General features: G+C 51.0%; 17 protein-coding genes. 8 read left to right on the top strand and 9 right to left on the bottom strand.

Annotated elements, in window-relative coordinates:
* Positions 1-33 precede the first annotated feature (33 nt).
* Positions 34-732 carry a metallophosphoesterase family protein gene (locus ACYQ27_RS03555; RefSeq protein ID WP_456396535.1) on the top strand — a complete coding sequence of 233 codons (699 nt, stop codon included), beginning with the start codon at positions 34-36 and terminating at the stop codon, positions 730-732.
* A 5-nt stretch (positions 733-737) separates the two neighbouring features.
* Here the strand turns inward: ACYQ27_RS03555 and ACYQ27_RS03550 are convergent, their stop codons facing one another.
* Positions 738-1,082, bottom strand: a complete 345-nt coding sequence (locus tag ACYQ27_RS03550) for a PRC-barrel domain-containing protein (protein WP_456452904.1) — start codon at positions 1,080-1,082, stop codon at positions 738-740.
* Positions 1,083-1,490: 408 nt separating this feature from the next.
* On the opposite strand from ACYQ27_RS03550, the gene ACYQ27_RS03545 reads away from it, so the two are divergent.
* Genes ACYQ27_RS03545 through ACYQ27_RS03535 form a run of 3 tightly spaced genes read left to right on the top strand, consistent with a single transcriptional unit; the run spans position 1,491 to position 2,894 of the window.
* Positions 1,491-1,871, top strand: coding sequence for a DUF257 family protein (locus tag ACYQ27_RS03545; protein ID WP_456452906.1), 381 nt, complete (start codon positions 1,491-1,493; stop codon positions 1,869-1,871).
* Between the two features lie 13 nt (positions 1,872-1,884).
* Positions 1,885-2,133 carry a DUF257 family protein gene (locus tag ACYQ27_RS03540; RefSeq protein WP_460041003.1) on the top strand — a complete coding sequence of 83 codons (249 nt, stop codon included), beginning with the start codon at positions 1,885-1,887 and terminating at the stop codon, positions 2,131-2,133.
* 5 nt (positions 2,134-2,138) lie between these two features.
* A complete protein-coding gene (locus ACYQ27_RS03535; protein ID WP_456452916.1) occupies positions 2,139-2,894 on the top strand; it encodes a DUF835 domain-containing protein in 756 nt (251 codons plus the stop codon).
* A gap of 142 nt (positions 2,895-3,036) precedes the next feature.
* Here ACYQ27_RS03535 and ACYQ27_RS03530 read toward each other — a convergent pair whose 3' ends face one another.
* Both ACYQ27_RS03530 and ACYQ27_RS03525 read right to left on the bottom strand, forming a co-directional pair.
* Positions 3,037-5,547, bottom strand: a complete 2,511-nt coding sequence (locus tag ACYQ27_RS03530) for a CDC48 family AAA ATPase (RefSeq protein WP_460041002.1) — start codon at positions 5,545-5,547, stop codon at positions 3,037-3,039.
* Entirely contained in the window at positions 5,544-6,317 is a 774-nt protein-coding gene (locus ACYQ27_RS03525) for a hypothetical protein (RefSeq protein WP_456396543.1), read from the bottom strand. The genes ACYQ27_RS03530 and ACYQ27_RS03525 overlap by 4 nt, the downstream gene beginning before the upstream one ends.
* 274 nt (positions 6,318-6,591) lie before the next feature.
* Between ACYQ27_RS03525 and ACYQ27_RS03520 the strand changes: the two genes are divergently transcribed.
* The 3 genes from ACYQ27_RS03520 (at position 6,592) to ACYQ27_RS03510 (ending at position 10,561) form a co-directional block, all read left to right on the top strand.
* The gene (locus tag ACYQ27_RS03520) at positions 6,592-7,812 is read left to right on the top strand and encodes a molybdenum cofactor synthesis domain-containing protein (RefSeq protein WP_460041001.1); all 1,221 of its coding nucleotides are present in this window, start codon (positions 6,592-6,594) and stop codon (positions 7,810-7,812) included.
* Positions 7,813-7,852: 40 nt separating this feature from the next.
* Positions 7,853-9,220 carry a serine--tRNA ligase gene (serS, locus tag ACYQ27_RS03515; RefSeq protein WP_460041000.1) on the top strand — a complete coding sequence of 456 codons (1,368 nt, stop codon included), beginning with the start codon at positions 7,853-7,855 and terminating at the stop codon, positions 9,218-9,220.
* A gap of 84 nt (positions 9,221-9,304) precedes the next feature.
* A complete protein-coding gene (locus ACYQ27_RS03510; RefSeq protein ID WP_460040999.1) occupies positions 9,305-10,561 on the top strand; it encodes an ATP-binding protein in 1,257 nt (418 codons plus the stop codon).
* On the opposite strand, the gene ACYQ27_RS03505 is transcribed toward ACYQ27_RS03510, so the two are convergent.
* The gene (locus tag ACYQ27_RS03505; protein WP_460040998.1) at positions 10,558-11,262 is read right to left on the bottom strand and encodes a nucleotidyltransferase domain-containing protein; all 705 of its coding nucleotides are present in this window, start codon (positions 11,260-11,262) and stop codon (positions 10,558-10,560) included. The two genes, ACYQ27_RS03510 and ACYQ27_RS03505, sit on opposite strands and share 4 nt — an antisense overlap.
* 76 nt (positions 11,263-11,338) lie before the next feature.
* On the opposite strand from ACYQ27_RS03505, the gene ACYQ27_RS03500 reads away from it, so the two are divergent.
* On the top strand, positions 11,339-11,767 hold the full coding sequence (locus ACYQ27_RS03500) for a hypothetical protein (RefSeq protein WP_456393919.1): 429 nt from the start codon (positions 11,339-11,341) through the stop codon (positions 11,765-11,767).
* Positions 11,768-11,795: 28 nt separating this feature from the next.
* Here the strand turns inward: ACYQ27_RS03500 and ACYQ27_RS03495 are convergent, their stop codons facing one another.
* From ACYQ27_RS03495 to asnB, 5 genes are all read right to left on the bottom strand, one after another.
* Positions 11,796-12,980, bottom strand: a complete 1,185-nt coding sequence (locus ACYQ27_RS03495; RefSeq protein ID WP_456451962.1) for a hypothetical protein — start codon at positions 12,978-12,980, stop codon at positions 11,796-11,798.
* A gap of 72 nt (positions 12,981-13,052) precedes the next feature.
* Positions 13,053-14,078: an L-threonylcarbamoyladenylate synthase gene (locus tag ACYQ27_RS03490; RefSeq protein ID WP_456393923.1), complete on the bottom strand. Its 1,026-nt coding sequence runs from the start codon at positions 14,076-14,078 to the stop codon at positions 13,053-13,055.
* 71 nt (positions 14,079-14,149) lie between these two features.
* The gene (locus ACYQ27_RS03485) at positions 14,150-15,184 is read right to left on the bottom strand and encodes a glycosyltransferase family 4 protein (RefSeq protein WP_460040997.1); all 1,035 of its coding nucleotides are present in this window, start codon (positions 15,182-15,184) and stop codon (positions 14,150-14,152) included.
* Positions 15,185-15,324: 140 nt separating this feature from the next.
* A complete protein-coding gene (locus ACYQ27_RS03480) occupies positions 15,325-16,488 on the bottom strand; it encodes a cell wall-binding repeat-containing protein (RefSeq protein WP_460040996.1) in 1,164 nt (387 codons plus the stop codon).
* Positions 16,489-16,620: 132 nt separating this feature from the next.
* On the bottom strand, positions 16,621-18,063 hold the full coding sequence (asnB, locus tag ACYQ27_RS03475; protein ID WP_460041780.1) for an asparagine synthase (glutamine-hydrolyzing): 1,443 nt from the start codon (positions 18,061-18,063) through the stop codon (positions 16,621-16,623).
* Positions 18,064-18,167 lie beyond the last annotated feature (104 nt).

Raw genomic sequence — 18,167 nt, 5'->3', positions numbered from 1 at the left:
CCTTCCGGACTTCAACTTCTTAAGGGATGCATCATGTTAATCGCCCTCATATCGGACATACACTCGAACCTTGAGGCACTTGAGGCTGTCTGGAGGGAAGTGAAGCGTGCCGATGCAATCCTATGCATGGGAGACCTGGTCGGATACGGAGCTTCTCCCGATGAGGTGGTTGAGTTCGTAAGGGCCCGGATGAAAAAACGGCTTTTCCTGTGCGTGCGCGGAAACCACGACAACGCCATAGCCTTCGGCGCCGAGTGGGGGTTCAATCCCTACGCGAGGGAGGCTGTCAGGTGGCATCAGAGGGTCATGAAAAGAGAAAACCTTGAGTTTTTGAGACGCCTTCCTGTAAGGCAGCTCTTCACCGACGATACAGGAAGGAGCTATCTAATCATCCACGGCTCTCCGCGTGCGCCGCTGGATGAATACCTCTTTCCATGGTATCCCGAGGGTGAGTTTAAGGCTGTCCTCAGCTATGTCAGACAGGATGACCTAATCGTGGGACACACCCATGTACCCATGCTGGTGGAGCTCGGGGACAGGAGAATCATCAACCCCGGCGGCGTCGGACAGCCAAGGGACGGTGACTGGAGGGCAGCGTGTGCTTTTATTGACACCGAGACAGGGGAGATAACATTCAGGAGGGTGGAGTATGATGTGCAGAAGGCGGCGCAAAAAATAATTGAGGCAGGCCTGCCGCGGTTCTTGGCGGAGAGGCTGTATGACGGATACTAAAACGTTCAAAACTCGTTTTCCATTCCTTCCCCGGCTTCCCCTTCCTCCCCGGTGTCAATGAGTTCCTTCACCGTCCTGAGCCTCCTGAGCTTTGATTTCACTGCGAGCTTGCTGGAGTCAATGATTATTACCTCCCCGATGCTCTTCACAGCGCTTATCGGAATAAGGAGAAGACCCTCGTGATCGGTGACAAACTCGCTGGTATCGAGATCCTCATCCGGCTCGGCAACTATCACAAGAATATCCCCTGTTTCTTCATCAAAGCTCAAATCATAGACCCAGCCGAGCCTGACGCCCGTATCCGTAATAAGCTCAACATCCCTAAGCTTTGAGGCCCTTATCTTTACCATCTTTTTCACCTCTCGGTTTAAGTTTCACAACCCTTCTGAGGGTTTTTCCGGACATTTAGATAGGCATTTGAGTCCTCTGAAATTTAAATATTGCAGTAAGGTTTATAATGCTTTTGACTTATACCGAAGGTCACTAAAAGTTGGGTTTCTTGACGAGATTCTCCTTCTAAGATGCACCACTAGTATTATGCCTGTCATTCTTCTCTTCATAGCTGAACTATAGAGTATAAGAAAGCAAAGCCCAGTGTACGGCTGCATTATGGAAGAAAAGAAGGAACTTGGCATCTAATTTTCAGTTCCCACTAATTGAGAATCCTCTAAATAGATGCTTGGGAACCCTAAAACCCCCAACAGAAAAACCGCAAATTATAAATAATACATAAAAGTAACATGTCTTGGGGATTTGCCATGGAAGATATTGTCCGTAGAATCTGGGAGAGTCTTAGATTTGGAGAGACAGTGTTGATTGAACATGATTCCACAACCAATCCTGCTCTGGGTCTTTATCATCTGGTGAGGTGGGCCAAAGACATGAAGTACTCAGTGTTAATTGATGATGTCTTGGATACTCTTTATCTGTACAAAGTTCATTTGAAATTGGCAGGTTTTAATACTGACATTCTAAATGAAGCTGAGGTTATTAAAGAAGGTGGGACTTTAAACGTCGGTTATGTTGTAGAACGTATTGGAATAAATGAAGCTGCCATTCGTAGGAGTAACTACGAACGAATCTTTGAACCCCTTCTCTCTCGGGGGGGGGCGGATAATCAATCCTGTTCTGGGCATTGAAAAAATATTTTTCTTGGCTGGATCCAAGAGGGAGATCCTGACAACAGTAAATGCGGTTCTTGCATACACGGGAGATGAACGGAGAATTGCAGTATATTTTATCAACATAGATCTACTCAAAAATAATACCCCTTATATTCTACCGCTACTTGAAGAAATAGCCACCACTGTGATTAAGGTCACAAGGGAAAACAAAAGTTTCAAATTCTCAGTAGTTAAGTCGGTAGGCCATGATATTGAAGGAATAGAGGTAAAAGTGTGAGGGATATGCTCCAATTAATCCAACATATAGGAGAGGTATTTTTAGCTCTTGCTCTTTTTTCAACGTTTTATGTTTTTTATTTTTCTATAAAAAATAAACGCACTTGGGAACGATATTTAGTTTTAACAGCACTGCTTCTTATCCTTATTGATGCTGGAAGTGATATCCTCAGATATACTAAGTTTTCCAGCCGTTATTTAGATATCATAGGGTCATTTGGAGAGCTGGTAGGCTCTGTTTTGATCTTCTTGATGCTTTTCATGATAAGAAGGGGGAAGGTAAAAATTAAATTAGATTTCTCACAATCTACTAATAAGAAAGTTGAACTTGATATAACCCCCGGCTTATTCCTGCTAGGAGTCGGAAGGGAGGAATTTATCTGCAGAATTTCTAAGGGAAGAAAAAGCCTGATCATCAGTCGAAGACAAGAGAAATACTGGCGTTCTCTGGGGTGTGATGCTCCAGTAATATGGCTGAGTAAAGTTAATGGAAATAACATTATCCACCCTAGAAGACTTGAGTATCTAAACCATATTATCGTGCAGCTCATGCATGAAGATGGAGAGAAACTCGTTTTCTTGGATGGTATTGAGTACTTGATACTCGAGAACGGATTTAACAGTGTTTTCAGATTTCTTACATTTCTGAAAGATTATGGCCTCATGAGCAATACCATGGTTATAGTGGAAATCGATGAAAAGACTCTAAAGAAAGAAGAGAGAGCACTCCTGAAGAGAGAGTTTAAAAAAATGATAATCTAATCGTTTTACTTAGATAGGATGCCCCAGCTTTCCCTGAGATTTTGATAGGCTTATTCTTTTTACAGTTCAAATTCTTCAGCTCACTTATTTTATATCCAGACATTGAGTTTGTTACTCCCATTAAAAGCACAAAAAAGGGGAGTCAGAAGGTGAAGTAGTCCATCCTCTCCTCCTTTTCGGCTTTGACCTTCCTGCTCTCCTCAAAGTTCCTGTAATAATCCAGCATGTATTTTGTTATGCTCGGCTTTACCTTCTTCATGGCCTCCTCAAAGTCCCTCCTCGAAACCTTCAGCTTTTCAAGGAAGTCCTCGCTCTGCTCCTCGACGAGCTCGGCAGGCAGCTTTGCCATTATTCTGCGCATTGCATTCAATGCCGCCTCTCTCACAAGTGCAGCAAGGTCAGCACCGCTGTAGCCATTGGTTCTCCTTGCAATGTCTTCAAGGCTAACATCCCCCGCGAGGGGAACTCTCTTCGTGTGGACCCTGAGAATCTCAAGCCTCGTCCTTTCGTCAGGTGCGGGGACGTATATAAGCCTGTCCAGCCGCCCCGGCCTCAGCAGTGCGGGATCGAGGATGTCCGGCCTGTTTGTGGCAGCTATGACAACGACACCGCTGTTCTCCTCTATACCGTCCATCTCGGTGAGGAGCTGGTTAATGAGCCTGTCGGTAACGCGGTTCATGTCGGTACCTCTGGCAGGTGCTATTGAGTCAATCTCGTCAATGAAGACCACGGTTGGAGCCGCCTGCCTCGCCTTCCTGAATATCTCCCTCACGCGTTTTTCACTTTCCCCGACCCATTTTGAGAGGACTTCAGGCCCTCTGATGCCGATGAAGTTGGCCTCACTCTCAGTTGCAACGGCCTTTGCAAGCAGGGTCTTACCCGTCCCCGGCGGGCCGTAGAGCAGAACACCCTTAGGCGGCTCGATACCAAGACGCTCAAATGCCCTCGGATATTTTATCGGCCATTCAACCGCCTCCCTCAGTTCTTCTTTGATGCTCTCAAGGCCGCCTATGTCCTCCCAGTGCACGTTTGGAACCTCAATCATGACCTCCCTCAGCGCCGAAGGCTCAACCATCTTGAGGGCCTCATAGAAGTCCTTCTTCGTAACCTTAAGCTCCTGAAGAACCTCAGCGGGTATCCTCTCATGCTCGGGGTTTATTTTCCCCTGCTCAATAAGCCGCCTGAGGACAACCATCGCCGCCTCTCTCGCCAGTGCCGCCAGGTCGGCACCGACAAAGCCGTGGGTCTTCTCTGCAATTTCCTCCAGCATTCTGTCAATCAGCCTGCCGCGCACCTCCCTGTACAGCTCGCCCTCTTCCTTCAGCACTTCCCTGATTTCCGCCCCGTCCCTGAGACCTTCAATTTTTCCAATAAGCTCCTGGATTTTCCTTCCCTCAAAGCGCTCATCCCTCATGAGCTCCTCCAGAATCCTGAGGATTGCATGCCTCTCAAAATCCGGCTCAAGGGGCATTCCCCTCGTGTGTATCTGGAGGATTTCCTTCCTCCCCTGTTTGTCAGGGACACCCACCTCAATTTCCCTGTCGAATCTTCCGGGCCTCCTTAAAGCCGGATCAATGGCATCCGGTCTGTTTGTTGCGGCTATAACTATAACCTTCCCTCTCTTTTTGAGACCATCCATCAGTGTCAGCAGCTGGCTCACGACCCTTTTCTCTACCTCTCCGGTAACCTCCTCCCTCTTCGGAGCAATCGCATCAATCTCATCAATGAAGATAATGCTCGGAGCGTTTTCCTCTGCTTCCTTAAATATCTCTCTCAGCCTCTCTTCACTCTCTCCGTAGAACTTGCTCATTATCTCAGGACCGTTTATTGCTATGAAGTGTGCGTTTGCTTCATTCGCCACGGCCTTTGCAAGCAGGGTCTTACCAGTTCCCGGCGGGCCGTAGAGCAGAACACCCTTAGGCGGCTCAATACCGAGCCTTTCGAAGAGCTCGGGATGCTTTAGCGGAAGCTCTACCATCTCCCTGATCTTCTGGATTGCCTCTTTAAGGCCGCCAATATCTTCGTATGTAACCTCAGGTATGCTCTCCTCTCTGACCTCAACCGCCTGGGGCAGAACCTCAATCTCCGTGTTGTAGGTTATCTGGACTATCCCCTTCGGATTCGTGCTCACCACTATGAACTTCAGCTCCCCAAAACCGAGGGGCATGGCCTCAAAAAGGCCTCTGAAGAGTTCATCAAAGGGGTCTCTCGGATAAATTTCACTCCCTCCCCTGCCGCTGGCGACCACGACGTCGCCTTTGACGAGAGGCCTGCCCAGAAGGTTGTTCTTCACAATCTCCCCCGGAATCTGGATATAGACTCCCTTCTGGGCGGGGGCGAGCGTAACCTTCTTGGCCTCATGAACCTCCGCTTTCCTGACCCGTATATAATCCCCTATGCTCACCCCGGCATTTCTCCTTATGTAGCCGTCGATCCTCACTATGTCGAGGCCCCTGTCATCCGGGTGGGGGTTGGCGACTATTGCCGCGGTGGTCTTCTCTCCGATAAGCTCGATGATATCCCCCGGCTCCACACCGAGCTGTCTCTGATATTTCCTGTCAAACCTCGCTATCCCCCTTCCGACGTCCCTCTTCAGTGCCTCAGCAACTCTGAGCTTGATTTCCTCCTTTGTCTCCTCCTTACCAAAAATCATCTTCCATCACCCTTAATCTTCTTTTTATGAGCTTCAATGGCTTCCTCCAGGGTTAGATTACCCCTCGCAACCTCTCTGGCGAGGGCGGATGAAATTGTTATCCTTCCGCTCAGCTCCCTGCTCCTCTTCTTTATGTATTCAATCTCCCCTTTCGTCGGCTCACCCGATTCCATCAGCTCTCCAATTCTAACCTCCCGGCCGTCCCTTAAAGCTATATTGATTGAGGCCACTATGTCCTGCACCTGGGAGACCTCAATCCCCCCGACCTTGGGAGTGGTTCTCTTCTCATCAACCAGGATAACAGGATAATCCTCTCCCAGAGCATTTGCCAGCGCTTTCAGCATTAATATACGATGCCTCTTTGCCCCATGCCCGATTTTCAGCTTTGCCTGAGGATATTTTTCAAGGAGCTCAAGGATAACCCCAACATCCCGGGGGTTCTTCAGGTGGTAAACCTCCAGAACCCGGTTGTCTGCAACCACGCTAATTCCCGGTCTCTCTCCGGGGTCAATGGCGATGTAGATATGCCTGAAGCCCTCCCTCCCCTCAAGCTTTGCCAGCAGTTCGTCGATGAAGTTCTCATTATGCACGGTTACCTTGACGGGAAAACTGATTCTCTCATAGTCCTCCTCCCCAGTTAAAACAACCTCAACGTCAAAGGGGATTTTATCGCCCGGTCTCAGGCTGTAGAAGGAGATTCTGTACTCCTTTAGAACCTTCGAGGCGATATAATACACCCTCGCGTTTGATGTTACAACCGCAACCCTCATGGTTGAGGCTATGAGCATGGGGTATTAAAGCATTTCCCGAAAACTATTTTAAATCACGGATGCACTGTAGGATGGGGTGTTCGTATGCAGCCTCCAAAGAAGAAGGTTGAAGATGAGTGGGAAGAGTTCGAGGATGAGGAGGAATGGGAGGAAGAAGACTGGGAAGAGGAGGAATGGGAAGAAGAGGAAGAATGGTAGCCGCGGGTGCTGTGTTAAACATCTCCACTTACGCAATTCATTTATATTCCCGACGTTATCTTTTTTCGGTGATGAAATGGCGTTCCTGAATGTTATTTCTCTCGAAGAGGCGCTAAAAGTTATTGATTCCTTCCCGCTGAAGGCAAACGTTGAGAAGATAGGGATAGAGAATGCCCTCGGAAGAATGCTGGCCGAGGATATCAAAAGCCCCATAAACGTTCCCCCTTTTGACAGGGCGACCGTGGATGGATATGCTGTCAGGAGTGAGGACACATGGATGGCAGGAGAGAGCAATCCCATCAGGCTGAGGGTAATCGGTGAGATAAACGCCGGGGACACACCCGAAATCACTTTAAAGCAGGGCGAAAGCACCTACATCTCCACGGGCGCACCGCTGCCAGAGGGGGCGGATGCGGTGATACAGTTCGAGGACGTGGACAGGGAGGGGGAAGAGGTCATCATCTACAGGCCGGCCTACCCGGGTCTCGGCGTCATGAAGGCCGGAACCGACATTCCCAGGGGAAAGACCCTCCTCAAACGCGGAACGAGGCTAACCTTCAAGGACACCGCACTCCTCTCTGCTGTGGGAATAGCCAAAGTGCCGGTCTTCAGGAAGCCCCGGGTCGCTGTGATAAGCACAGGAAATGAAGTAGTCCTCCCCGGGACGGAGCTGAGGTACGGGCAGATATACGACATCAACGGCAGGGCAATAGCTGATGCCGTTAGAGAGCTTGGAGGAGAAGCCGTTTTCCTCGGCATAGCCAGGGACGACCGCGAGAGCCTCAAGGCGCTCATCGAGAGGGGCATCGAGTGCTGTGACGTGGTTATTTTAAGCGGCGGTGCGAGCGGTGGAATAAGGGACCTGACGAGCTCAATCATCGAGGAGCTCGGGGAGGTTAAAGTCCATGGAATAGCGATCCAGCCCGGAAAGCCCACAATAATAGGCCTCATAGCCGGAAAGCCCGTCTTCGGCCTTCCAGGATATCCCACAAGCTGCCTTACAAACTTCACCCTTCTCGTTGCACCGCTCATCAGAAAGCTCCTCGGTCAGGAATACACGCACACCACGGTTAATAAAAGGCTTGCCCACAAGGTCTTTTCGGTTAAGGGGAGAAGACAGTTCCTTCCTGTCAGAATAGAGGGAGAGAAAGCGGTGCCGATACTCAAGGGCAGCGGGGCGGTGACGAGCTTCGTTGAGGCAGACGGCTTCATAGAGGTTCCGGAAAATGTGGAGATACTTGAGGAGAACGAGGAGGTCAAAGTAATTCTCTTCGGGCAGCAGGACAGGGGCAAATGATTTTTAAACAGCGCGGTCATTTTATCTCTAAGGTGATAGCATGCTTGACATAAAGCTCATCCGTGAAAATCCCGACCTCGTTAAGGGCGACCTCATAAAGCGCGGGGAAATTGAAAAGCTCAAGTGGATAGACGAGATTCTGGAGCTCGACAGGAAGTGGAGGGAGAATCTCAGGAAAATCAACACCCTCAGGCGCGACAGAAACAGGATAGCGGTCGAAATCGGCAAGCGCAAGAAAGCCGGAGAGCCGATAGATGACTTGCTGGCGAGGAGCAACGAGATAGTGAAGCAGATTGAGGCTCTTGAGGAGGAAGTCGAGGAGCTGAGGAAGAGGATTGACTACTACCTCTGGCGTCTCCCGAATATCACCCATGAAACCGTTCCCGTTGGCAAGGACGACAGCGAGAACGTCCCAATAAGGTTCTGGGGAAAAGCTAAGGTCTGGGAGGGCTTCCTTGAGACCTTTAAAGAGCAGAGCCTCGGAAAGATGGACTACGAGGTTCTTGACTGGAGACCGAGGCTCCACGTTGATATGCTTGAGCTTTTGAGGGGAGCAGACCTTGAGAGGGCCGCGAAGGTCAGCGGTGCGCGCTTTTACTACCTCATGAATGAGCTCGTCATCCTCGACCTTGCTCTCCTCCGCTTTGCCCTCGACAAGCTCATCGAGAAGGGCTTCGTCCCGGTCATACCGCCGTACATGGTCAGGCGCTTTGTGGAGGAGGGTGTCACGAGCTTCGGAGACTTCGAGGACGTTATATACAAGGTTGAGGGCGAGGACCTCTACCTGATCCCGACCGCCGAGCACCCGCTCGCTGGAATGCACGCCAACGAGATAATCGAAGGGAAGGACTTACCGCTGCTCTACGTTGGAATAAGCCCGTGCTTCAGGAAGGAGGCAGGGACGGCAGGAAAGGACACGAAGGGAATCTTCAGGGTGCATCAGTTCCACAAGGTCGAGCAGTTCGTCTATTCTCGTCCGGAAGAGAGCTGGGAGTGGCACGAGAAGCTCATAGCCAACGCCGAGGAGATATTCCAGGAGCTCGAGATTCCCTATCGCGTCGTGAACATCTGCACCGGCGACCTAGGCTACGTTGCAGCTAAAAAGTACGACATCGAGGCCTGGATGGCAGGTCAGGGCAAGTTCAGGGAAGTCGTAAGCGCGAGCAACTGCACCGAATGGCAGGCGAGGCGCTTGAACATCCGCTACCGCGACAAGACCCACGAGAAGCCCCGCTTTGTGCATACGCTCAACTCGACGGCCATAGCAACCTCGAGAGCAATCGTCGCGATACTTGAGAACTTCCAGACTGAGGAGGGCGTCGTAAAGCTCCCGAAGGCCCTCTGGAAGTACACGGGCTTCAAGGAGATTTTACCGGCACATATGAAGGAGCGCTGTTGCCAGGATTAAGCCCTTTCCATTTTCTGCAATCTTGTACTGTATGGAGTACAAAGATTTATAAAGGATTGTACTGTATGTAGTCCACGATGGGCCATGATTGAAAGGGAAACTTGGGCCGAGGTGATTCTCGATTACCGTTCACTGCCCTTCGATGGAGTGGAACGAGAAATCGACGTGAGAATCCCCACCACCCAGATGGCACTGGCGATAATCGGACCTAGGAGAGTCGGGAAGACATACCTCATGCGCCAAATCATTGAGAAACTCAGGTCGGAGGGCATTCCAGAGGAGAACATCGCCTACGTGAACCTTGAGGATCCGAGGCTTGTGGGGACTTCCCTTGAGGATTTGATGGTTTTGCTTGAAGTTCTGAGGGAGATGGGTGGGGAGAAACTCCACCTCTTCCTCGACGAGGTCCAGGTCGTTGATGGCTGGGAACGCTTCGTCCGCTACCTCCTCGACACTGGCAACAGGGTTTTTGTTTCAGGCTCTTCCTCAAAGCTCCTCTCGAAGGAGATAGCGACCCAGCTGAGGGGACGTTCCATAGCGGTTCGCGTCTTTCCCTTTTCCTTCGGGGAGTTTTTGAGGGCGAGGGGATTCGCTCCAAAGCGCTACTTATCAAGCGCCAAAAAGGCAGAGCTTAGAAGACTCCTCCTTGAGTACCTTGAATGGGGAGGCTATCCTGAGGTCGTGCTCAACCCCCATCTGAGGATTGAAATTCTGAAGGGAATCCTGGATTTAACCATCTACCGCGACATCGTGGAGCGCTGGGAGGTCAGGAACCTCTCAGCTTTGAGGCTTCTTTTGAAAATCCTGGCCCGTTCAAGCCATCTCACACTTACCAAGGCGTATTCGACGATGAAGAGCCTTGGGGTTTCGATAGGTAAGGGAACCCTCGCCGATTACCTCGAATACCTGAGCGATGCGTTCATTCTGCACCGTCTTCCCCCCTACGTGAGGTCTTACAAAAAGGCGGAATTGCTCGGCTTCAAGCCCTACCTCGTTGATAACGGCCTGCTGAGGATTACCGGGGTCAAGGACAAAGGAAGATTGCTTGAAAACCTCGTCATGGTTGAACTTCTTAGGCGGGGCTTTGAGCCGGGGGAGGATTTGTTCTACGTTCCTGGCGATGGCTGGGAGGTAGGTTTCCTTGCTGGAGACGAGCTGATTCAGGTCAGCTACGAGCTTCATACCCTTAACCGGGAGCGCGAGCTTAAGGCACTTCTCAACGCCACAAAGAGGGTCGATGTCGAGAGGCTTACGGTTGTCACGTTTGCGGGGAAGGAGAGTGTTGAACTGAACGGGAGACGGATTGATGTCGTTCCTCTCCAGGATTGGCTCCTTCGCTAAACCCCTCCCCGCTCCCTTACCTTCCTCCTAACGTTTGGGTCGCGGTCGGCGATGATTTTCAGGGCCTCCTCAAAGCTCATCCAGTCGGGAACTTCCTCGTTGATGTAGATTCCTGTTCTCCCGATGCTATCTCTCCTCTTTAGGACATGGACGCGCTCGGTGACGATGTCTATGCTCACACCGAGGATTTTTGCCACCTCGCTTTCCCTTCCCACGACTTCCCTCTCGATGTGCCCCCTCTCGGTGGGGATTATCAGGATTAGCTTCTTGTTAACGCCAGGGACGCGCTGCCTGGTCTTCACTCCCCAAATGTCTATCATCCCTCCCCACCTGTAGAACTCAAGCTCCCTGTTGGTGGGGTCAATTAATGGAAAGGTAACGGTTGTTTCCTCATCTATCTCGATGACGCCCTTGATGAGGTGCCAGGGGGTGGCCATGACTATTTTTCTCCTGCTCACAAGCCCCTCAAGGGCGAGCTCGATCAGATAGCTCGGCACCCGGTAGGGGATGAAGATATCTATGTCGCTGTCCTTTCTGACGTCTCCCCTAGCGACGCTCCCGTAGAGCCCGGGGTCGAACTGCTCCAGTCTCTCCATTATTGCCAGGGCCTTCTCCCGCTTTTCCCACAGGTAGCGCCACCTCTCTGGTGGATAGAGGACTTCCCTCTCGTCCCAGACCCGGACAACCTTTTCCCTCGGCATGATAGGGAATTCAGCCCAAAAGTTTAAAGGTCTACGGATGAAGATTAAGTTAGCAAAAGGCAGGTGGTGAAAGGAGATGTCAATACTTGGAATGAACATAACGAAAATTGAATTTGAGAAGACAGCTTCCGGGGCTGTGGGCGGTAAAATCGAGGTCAATCTCTCTCCGAGAATTAAGGAAATGCGCCTCGGGGAGCTGAAAACCCCCACCGGAAAGATAAACGGCATAGAAATTCTCTTTGAATATAACATACGCTACAGCCCGGAGATAGCAAGGGCCCTTATTACGGGTGAGATATTCTATGTGCCGCCCCAGAGGGACAAAATAGATGAGCTTCTCGATGTCTGGGAGAAGGAGAAGAAGATGGATCCGCTGATGTTCGCTGAGGTTGTCAATTCAATAACCCATGAGATAACGCCCCTGATGATGGCGATAGCCAAGGAGATGAGGCTTCCATACCATGTGCCCCTGCCGAGGGTTCAGGTGACCCCCGGGCCACAGTGATTTTGGGCTTGTTTCTCCATTATTCTCTTTATTCTTTAGCAAATCCCTCAGCCCGGTACAGGAGCTTTCTTATTCCAGCCACATCATCGAGATGTCTGCTGAACGTGTCCTCAATAAGCTCCAGGGCCTCCTTATACTTGCCTTTCCTGATGTAGAAGTCCACACTCTCAATGACTCCGAGAATACCTGCATCGCTTTTTGATGCTGCGAGGTACTCCAGGATTGACTTCCTTACCTCAACCTTGTGCTCCAGATTCGTGGATATCTCAAGGACGCTTTTATAAACGTCAACGGCGTTTTCAAACTTGCCCAGGGCTATAAGGGCTTTTGACAGCTCCATCAGCTTTCTGGCCGCAACCTCAAGCTCTCCCATGGATTTATATGCCGTGACGACCTGATACAGCATTCTGCTTACGTTAAGTCCAAGGAGCTTGGCCCTGCTGAAGTTCCTTCCCAGGAGGTATGCATACTGGGCCTTTACCAGAAGCTCGGTGGTTCTGTCGAGGTCACCCTCGGCGTAGCTGAGCTTGCTGGCCTTTTCATAGTTCTTCCCCGCGGTGTCCATCATCTCCATGAAATGCAGGTCGTAACCGAAGAGGTCCTTGATGAAGAAAGCCACCCTGAAGAATATATCGGCCGCCCCGACGTGGTCATTTTTCTCAAGCCTCTCCTCGGCCATTTTGCCGTAGAGCGTGACGAGCTTTTCCGATATTGACCTTATGCCCTCCTCATCCTTTATAACCCTGTAGTGTCTCAGGGAGGCCTCATACACCCTTATTGATGTGGATATCTCCTCGGCGTTGTAGTATGCATCCCCCAGGTCCTCATACATCTGGGCAAACTCCCTCGCATATTTATGGAGATTTCTGGTATCCTCCAGGGTGGAGAATATCTCAAGCACATTCATGCAGAAATCTTCCAGCCTGTCAAGATTCACCTCTTCCTTCTCAATCTCATCGGAAATCAGGCGGATGTACAGATACGCACTCTTAAGAAGGGGTGGCCGGGATTTTTCCAGTGAGCCAGTTCGGTTCAGCATGAACATTCCGATGTACCTGTATATCCTGGCAGCCTCCAGCATATATCCCCGGGACTCATACCCCTTGGCGGCCTGAAGAAGTGTCTTTAATCCCTCCCCCGCTTTACCATTTGTAATCTTCCTGAACCCTATCTGTTCAAGGTCTTCAGGGGGCTCTGTCCCCAAGAGCGCCAAATTTCTCACCTCTTGTTATTCCAGATAGCGCTTGATTGATAAACACCCGAGTAATCTTTCTTTAGTTAAGGATTATTTAAGCATTATCGTCCTGTATCCCGCAGCTTTTTTAAGCCTGTTCATGACTGCCAGACCGAGCCCCTTCTCCTCGATGCCCTCCGCAAAGATTATATCAACATTTTCCTTGTCCAGTTCTCTGAGAGCTTTGAAGAGGTTTTTGGCGATTTCTTCCTCGCTTTTCCCGAGGTTGACGTATGCATCAGCATCATAAAACCCTCCGGTGGCCATGACCCCGACCCTGAAGCCCTTCCGGCGGTATTCCTCTATAAGCTCAGCTATCTTTCTGCGAACCCTTTCCCTTCTGCCCTCCACAACCACAACCCTGGCATTCGGGGCATAGTGCCTGTACTTCATCCCCGGAGCCTTTGCTGTGTCGGCGGCATGCCCCCTGACCGCAGGGTGTATCTCAACTCTACCAACCACCTTTTCAATTTCTTCAAGGGGCAATCCGCCGGGCCTCAGGAGCACAGGGGGGCTCGACGTCAGGTCAATCACCGTGGATTCAACTCCAATCTCGGTTTCCCCCCCATCGATTATGCACTCAATCCTGCCGTAAAAGTCATCCACAACATGCCCCGCGGAGGTCGGGCTGGGTTTACCGCTTATATTGGCAGATGGGGCCGCTATAGCTCTTCCGCTGATTCTGATCAGCGAGAGGGCGATTTCATCTGCCGGCATCCTCACGGCCACTGTGTCCAGACCGCCGGTCGTCACGGAGGGAACAACCTCCCTCTTCGGCAGCACAAACGTGAGGGGTCCGGGCCAGAATTTCTCGGCAAGGATTTTTGCTTCCTCAGGGATTTCCTCTGCAAGCCCATAGAGCTGTTCAAAATCGGCTATATGGACTATAAGCGGATTATCCGGGGGTCTGCCTTTGGCTTCAAAGATTCTCCTTACGGCAGCCTCGTTCAGAGCATCAGCCCCGAGACCGTAAACCGTCTCCGTGGGAAATGCGACGAGCTTTCCCTCCCTGATAAACCTCGCAGCTATTCTCATTTTTCTCTCATCAAGCTCCCTCATGTTTATGACAATGGTCATGCTCCCACCCCGTGCAATCAGTTCCGGTTATTTAACGGGTTAAACTGGTTAAATTAAAAAGGTTATTAACCTCATGGGCGGGAGTGCAGTTTGAGGTAGATTTCCTCAATTCTGTGTGCGATTTCCGGCCATCTGTAGCCTCCCGAGATTTCCCTGCCAAGATGTCCCATTTTTCGGGCAGATTTTCTCTCAAGGAGGAGCTCCAGAGATGACACAAGCTCATCAAAAGTCTCAAAGAGCATGCCGTTCTTTCCATCCCTCACAAGCTCGGGGATGCCCCCTGCCCTGCTGCCGAGCACAGGGACACCCAGGGAGCCCGCCTCGATAACAACAAGCCCGAATCCCTCCCTTTTTGAGGGGAGTATGAGAACCTTCGTCCGGGATAGTATCCTGTCGATGTCCCTTCTGTAGCCCAGGAATGTCACGTTTGGAGGTGCAGCCGCTTCCAGCGCGGCCCTCAAAGGCCCATCACCTACAACAAGAAACCGCTCTCCGGGGAAGGCTCCGGCAAGCTCAATCATAACCTCCGGGTTCTTGTATTTCCTCAGGGCTCCTATAAAGGTTATATACCCCCTTTCAAGACGGTAGAGGTTCATGGGTTTTATGCCGTTGGGGACAACATGAACCCTCTGAGCACCGAGGGAGATGGCCTTTTTCGCCAGATAATGGCTAACAGCTATGACGGCATCAGCTTCCATCAGGCTTTTTTTCACAAAATATCTGCCCAGAGGCAGCTTTGACATGAAGTCGAGGTCGCTTCCATGGGCGGTCACAACGAGGGGCACACCGGTTCTCTTCTTTGCAAGAAGGCCTGCATAGCTCGTGGTGCCTACAAAGTGAGCATGGAGCACATCAAACCGGAATTTCCTGTGGAGCCTCACAATTTTTCTCGAAGCCAGAATTGAGAAGCTTGTCCCCCTTATTCCAAAGACGTTCGGGACGGAGACCTGGTGCACCAGATCCCTCTCAAAATCCCTCGGCTCGATGGGACCATAGGTCAGGACATGAACCTCATGCCTCTCCCTGAGCTCTCTGACGAGGTTATCAAGGTGGTTTGCAATCCCTCCCCAGTGAGGAGGGTAGTGGCCGATCATCAAAATCCTCATGGTTATCAGAAGAACCTCGGGAAGGAAAAATAAAAGCCTTGCTCTACGGCCGGGCGTGTCTAAAAGCTGGGCATGAAGTTTTACCTTCCGAAAGCCTCGCCCTTCAGGGCGAGGAGGAGGTCAGAAACATAAACATCCCTCTACGGCCTCCTTCCCCTCCCATGTCCAACAGGCTCATGCCTGATTTTCCCTTTCTCGTTTATGAACAGAGCCCTCAGCTTTTCTTTTACGGCCTGAAGTATCTCAAGGGCGGAATCCAGATCCCCCGCCTGAAGCGCAGCCTTTGCCTGAGCCAGCAGGTTCTGGACGTCGCTAACATCAATCCCTGATCTTGAAAGGGCATTCACCTGAACCTCCAGACGCAGAATGTCATGCTCAAGGGCAACCTTCGGGAGGCCGTGGAGTATCCTGTTCCTCTCCTTTCCGGCAAGGAGTATCACCACATTTGCATGGGTTCTCGCATAGATGGAATACCTGTATGCCGCTTCATAATTTCCTCTGGCATATTCAGTCTTGGCCTTTTCCAGCTCCCTCGTTGCGAGTTCAAGCATGTTCCTTGCTCCCGGAACCTTAAGGTCGTCAAGGGTTGTTCTGGCAAGCTTCAGCAGGGCCTCAGTGCCTGAGATGGTGCTCCACGATAGGTTTCTGCCGGCCTCAACCTCCTCCTCCGAAACATGAATACCGTTCCTCTCCACAATTTCCTGGATATTCAGCATCAGATTAAGGCTCAGCAGGGGGCTTCTCACTATTACCACGCGTCCGGGCGTTATCAGGCGCCCTATAACCTCGGTCTGATTCTCAAGCCCGTAATCCACGAATATCGGAACGACCCTTCCGCCTGCCTTTTTCACGGCCTGAATTGCCCCAACATCCCTCCCGTTAACGACGAAAACATCCACACCCCTGAATATGCCCGGAAACTCCTCCTCCGCCTTCTCAATCACCTTTATGTTGGTTGAATATCTGTTCGCACCGTACCATCTCTCATATGAGATGCCGAGGTTGTTCAGATCCTGTTCGTATTCAACGGGAACCGCCACGGGCCCTCCGATTATTATAACCTTATCGGGCATTCTCTCCACAATCTCGGCGGTGATGTTGGGATTGTATATGCCCCACGGCGTTACAACAACACTCACATTGAGCAGACCCGCAAGGCTCTCGGCCACTGCAGAATCGGCTTCATTGTTGCTCACGAGAATTACTATACCGACCCCCGGTTCTGCCGCCACCCGCCCTGTGCTCATCAGACTCATGATGAGGATGAAAATAAACATCCAGCTCCATATTTTTCTGAATTCCATCTCTTCCCACCAGTAACACCTAGCGAAAAACCAATATTTAAGGCTTTTTCACGAAATCGTTTTATTCCGTTAGCATTTGAGGGTTCAAATGGAACTGGAGCCCCCCAAAAGTTAAAGAATGTTCGGGAACGTTTAGTTCTGTTTAAAAACCTCTTCAAAAACCGTCCGGGTATAGGATGAGAGCCTCATGCCATGTCTTTTTGCAATCCTCTCCAGCAGCTTCTGGGAATTTGTGCCGTACTGACAGGCCTTCTTTTCCCTCAGGGCCACCTCCTCGGGCAGCCCCAGCCTGAGAGCAGCCCTCCTCAGGATGTACTTTCTGACACCCTGATGGATTTTATAACCGGGCGGAATCCGCATGGCGATTCTGATCAGATTCAGGCTGAGGAATGGGAAGCGCCCCTCAACGCCGTTGAGCATCGCTATTTTGTCATCCCTGGCGAGATTCCTCTCACCGAGGTTCAGGATATCCTCCTCCATGAGGTGGGGGTTCTCCAGGTACTTGTAATATCCCCCGAAAAGCTCATCCGCTCCCTGACCGCTCAGAAGAACCCTGACACCATCCTCGGAGGCAAGCTTTGTGGCAAAATATAGAGGAATCCCTATTGCCAGGTTCATTGCATTCGGCTCCTCTATTGCATATATAACCTTCCCAACAGCCTCTTCGACGTCATCAATGTCGAATACAAACTCCCTCAGCTTTAATCCAAGCTCCTCACTCGTCCTTCTCGCCCATTCCAGATCCTGGCTCCCCTCGGCACCCGCTGTGTAGAGAACAACGCCGGAGTATTTCGATGCCAAAAAAGCCAGCAGCGAACTGTCAAGCCCGCCCGAAAAGAGGACACCGACTTTTTTGCCGGATCTCACACGGGTGGAGTGTTCAAGGGCTTTAATCAGCGCCTCCTCAGCCCTTCTGAATCCAAAAATCCTCCCCTTCAGCTCGTTCAGGTTGAGGAGCCTGTGGACCCTGATGCCTCCGGCGGATAGCTCGACGAGATGACCCGGTTTAACAGGGTAAGCGTCCTCACCGATGCTCCAGAGAACCTTTTTCTCGGAGGCAAAAAATCCGCCGGGGGAATAATACAGGGGTCTTATCCCGACCGGGTCTCTGAACAGGTATATCCTCTCCCTGTCCGAGAAGGCCACAGCATAATCTCCATCCAGCATTAGCATGATTCTTCTCACTGCATCGGGAGGGGAAAGCCCCCTCTCAAACAGGTGCTCAATCAGCCTGAGTATCACCTCGCTGTCAACATCGCTTTCAAAGTCAATTCCCTTCCTGCGGAGATAGCCCCTCAGGGGAATGTGATTGTATATCTCCCCGTTATGGACGAGGGCAAGTTCGTTGATAAACGGCTGGGTGTGCTCGGGCGACCCCACCATGGCGAGTCTGCACTGAAGCAGGCCTATACTGCCATCGGGTATCCCGGACACCTCGGAGAAGCTGTAGCTTTTTAAAATCCCCTCATCGGTCCAGACCCCGAAAGAGTCCCTGCCCCTGTGTTTGCCCGAGTTAATCATCCTGATGAACTTTGATTTTAATCCCCGACCAATTCCTCCCGCTATCAGACACAATTCTCTCACCACGGACATCTGGTTTTTAAAGCTAAAAAGCATTACCTCTTCCGCTCTGGATGAGTTTTCCGGCACATCACAAAGAACATGAACATTCAGGGTGT

Source organism: Thermococcus atlanticus, from assembly GCF_054657855.1.
Note: the sequence above shows the minus strand (reverse complement) of the source record. Positions and strands in the feature narration are given on the sequence as shown.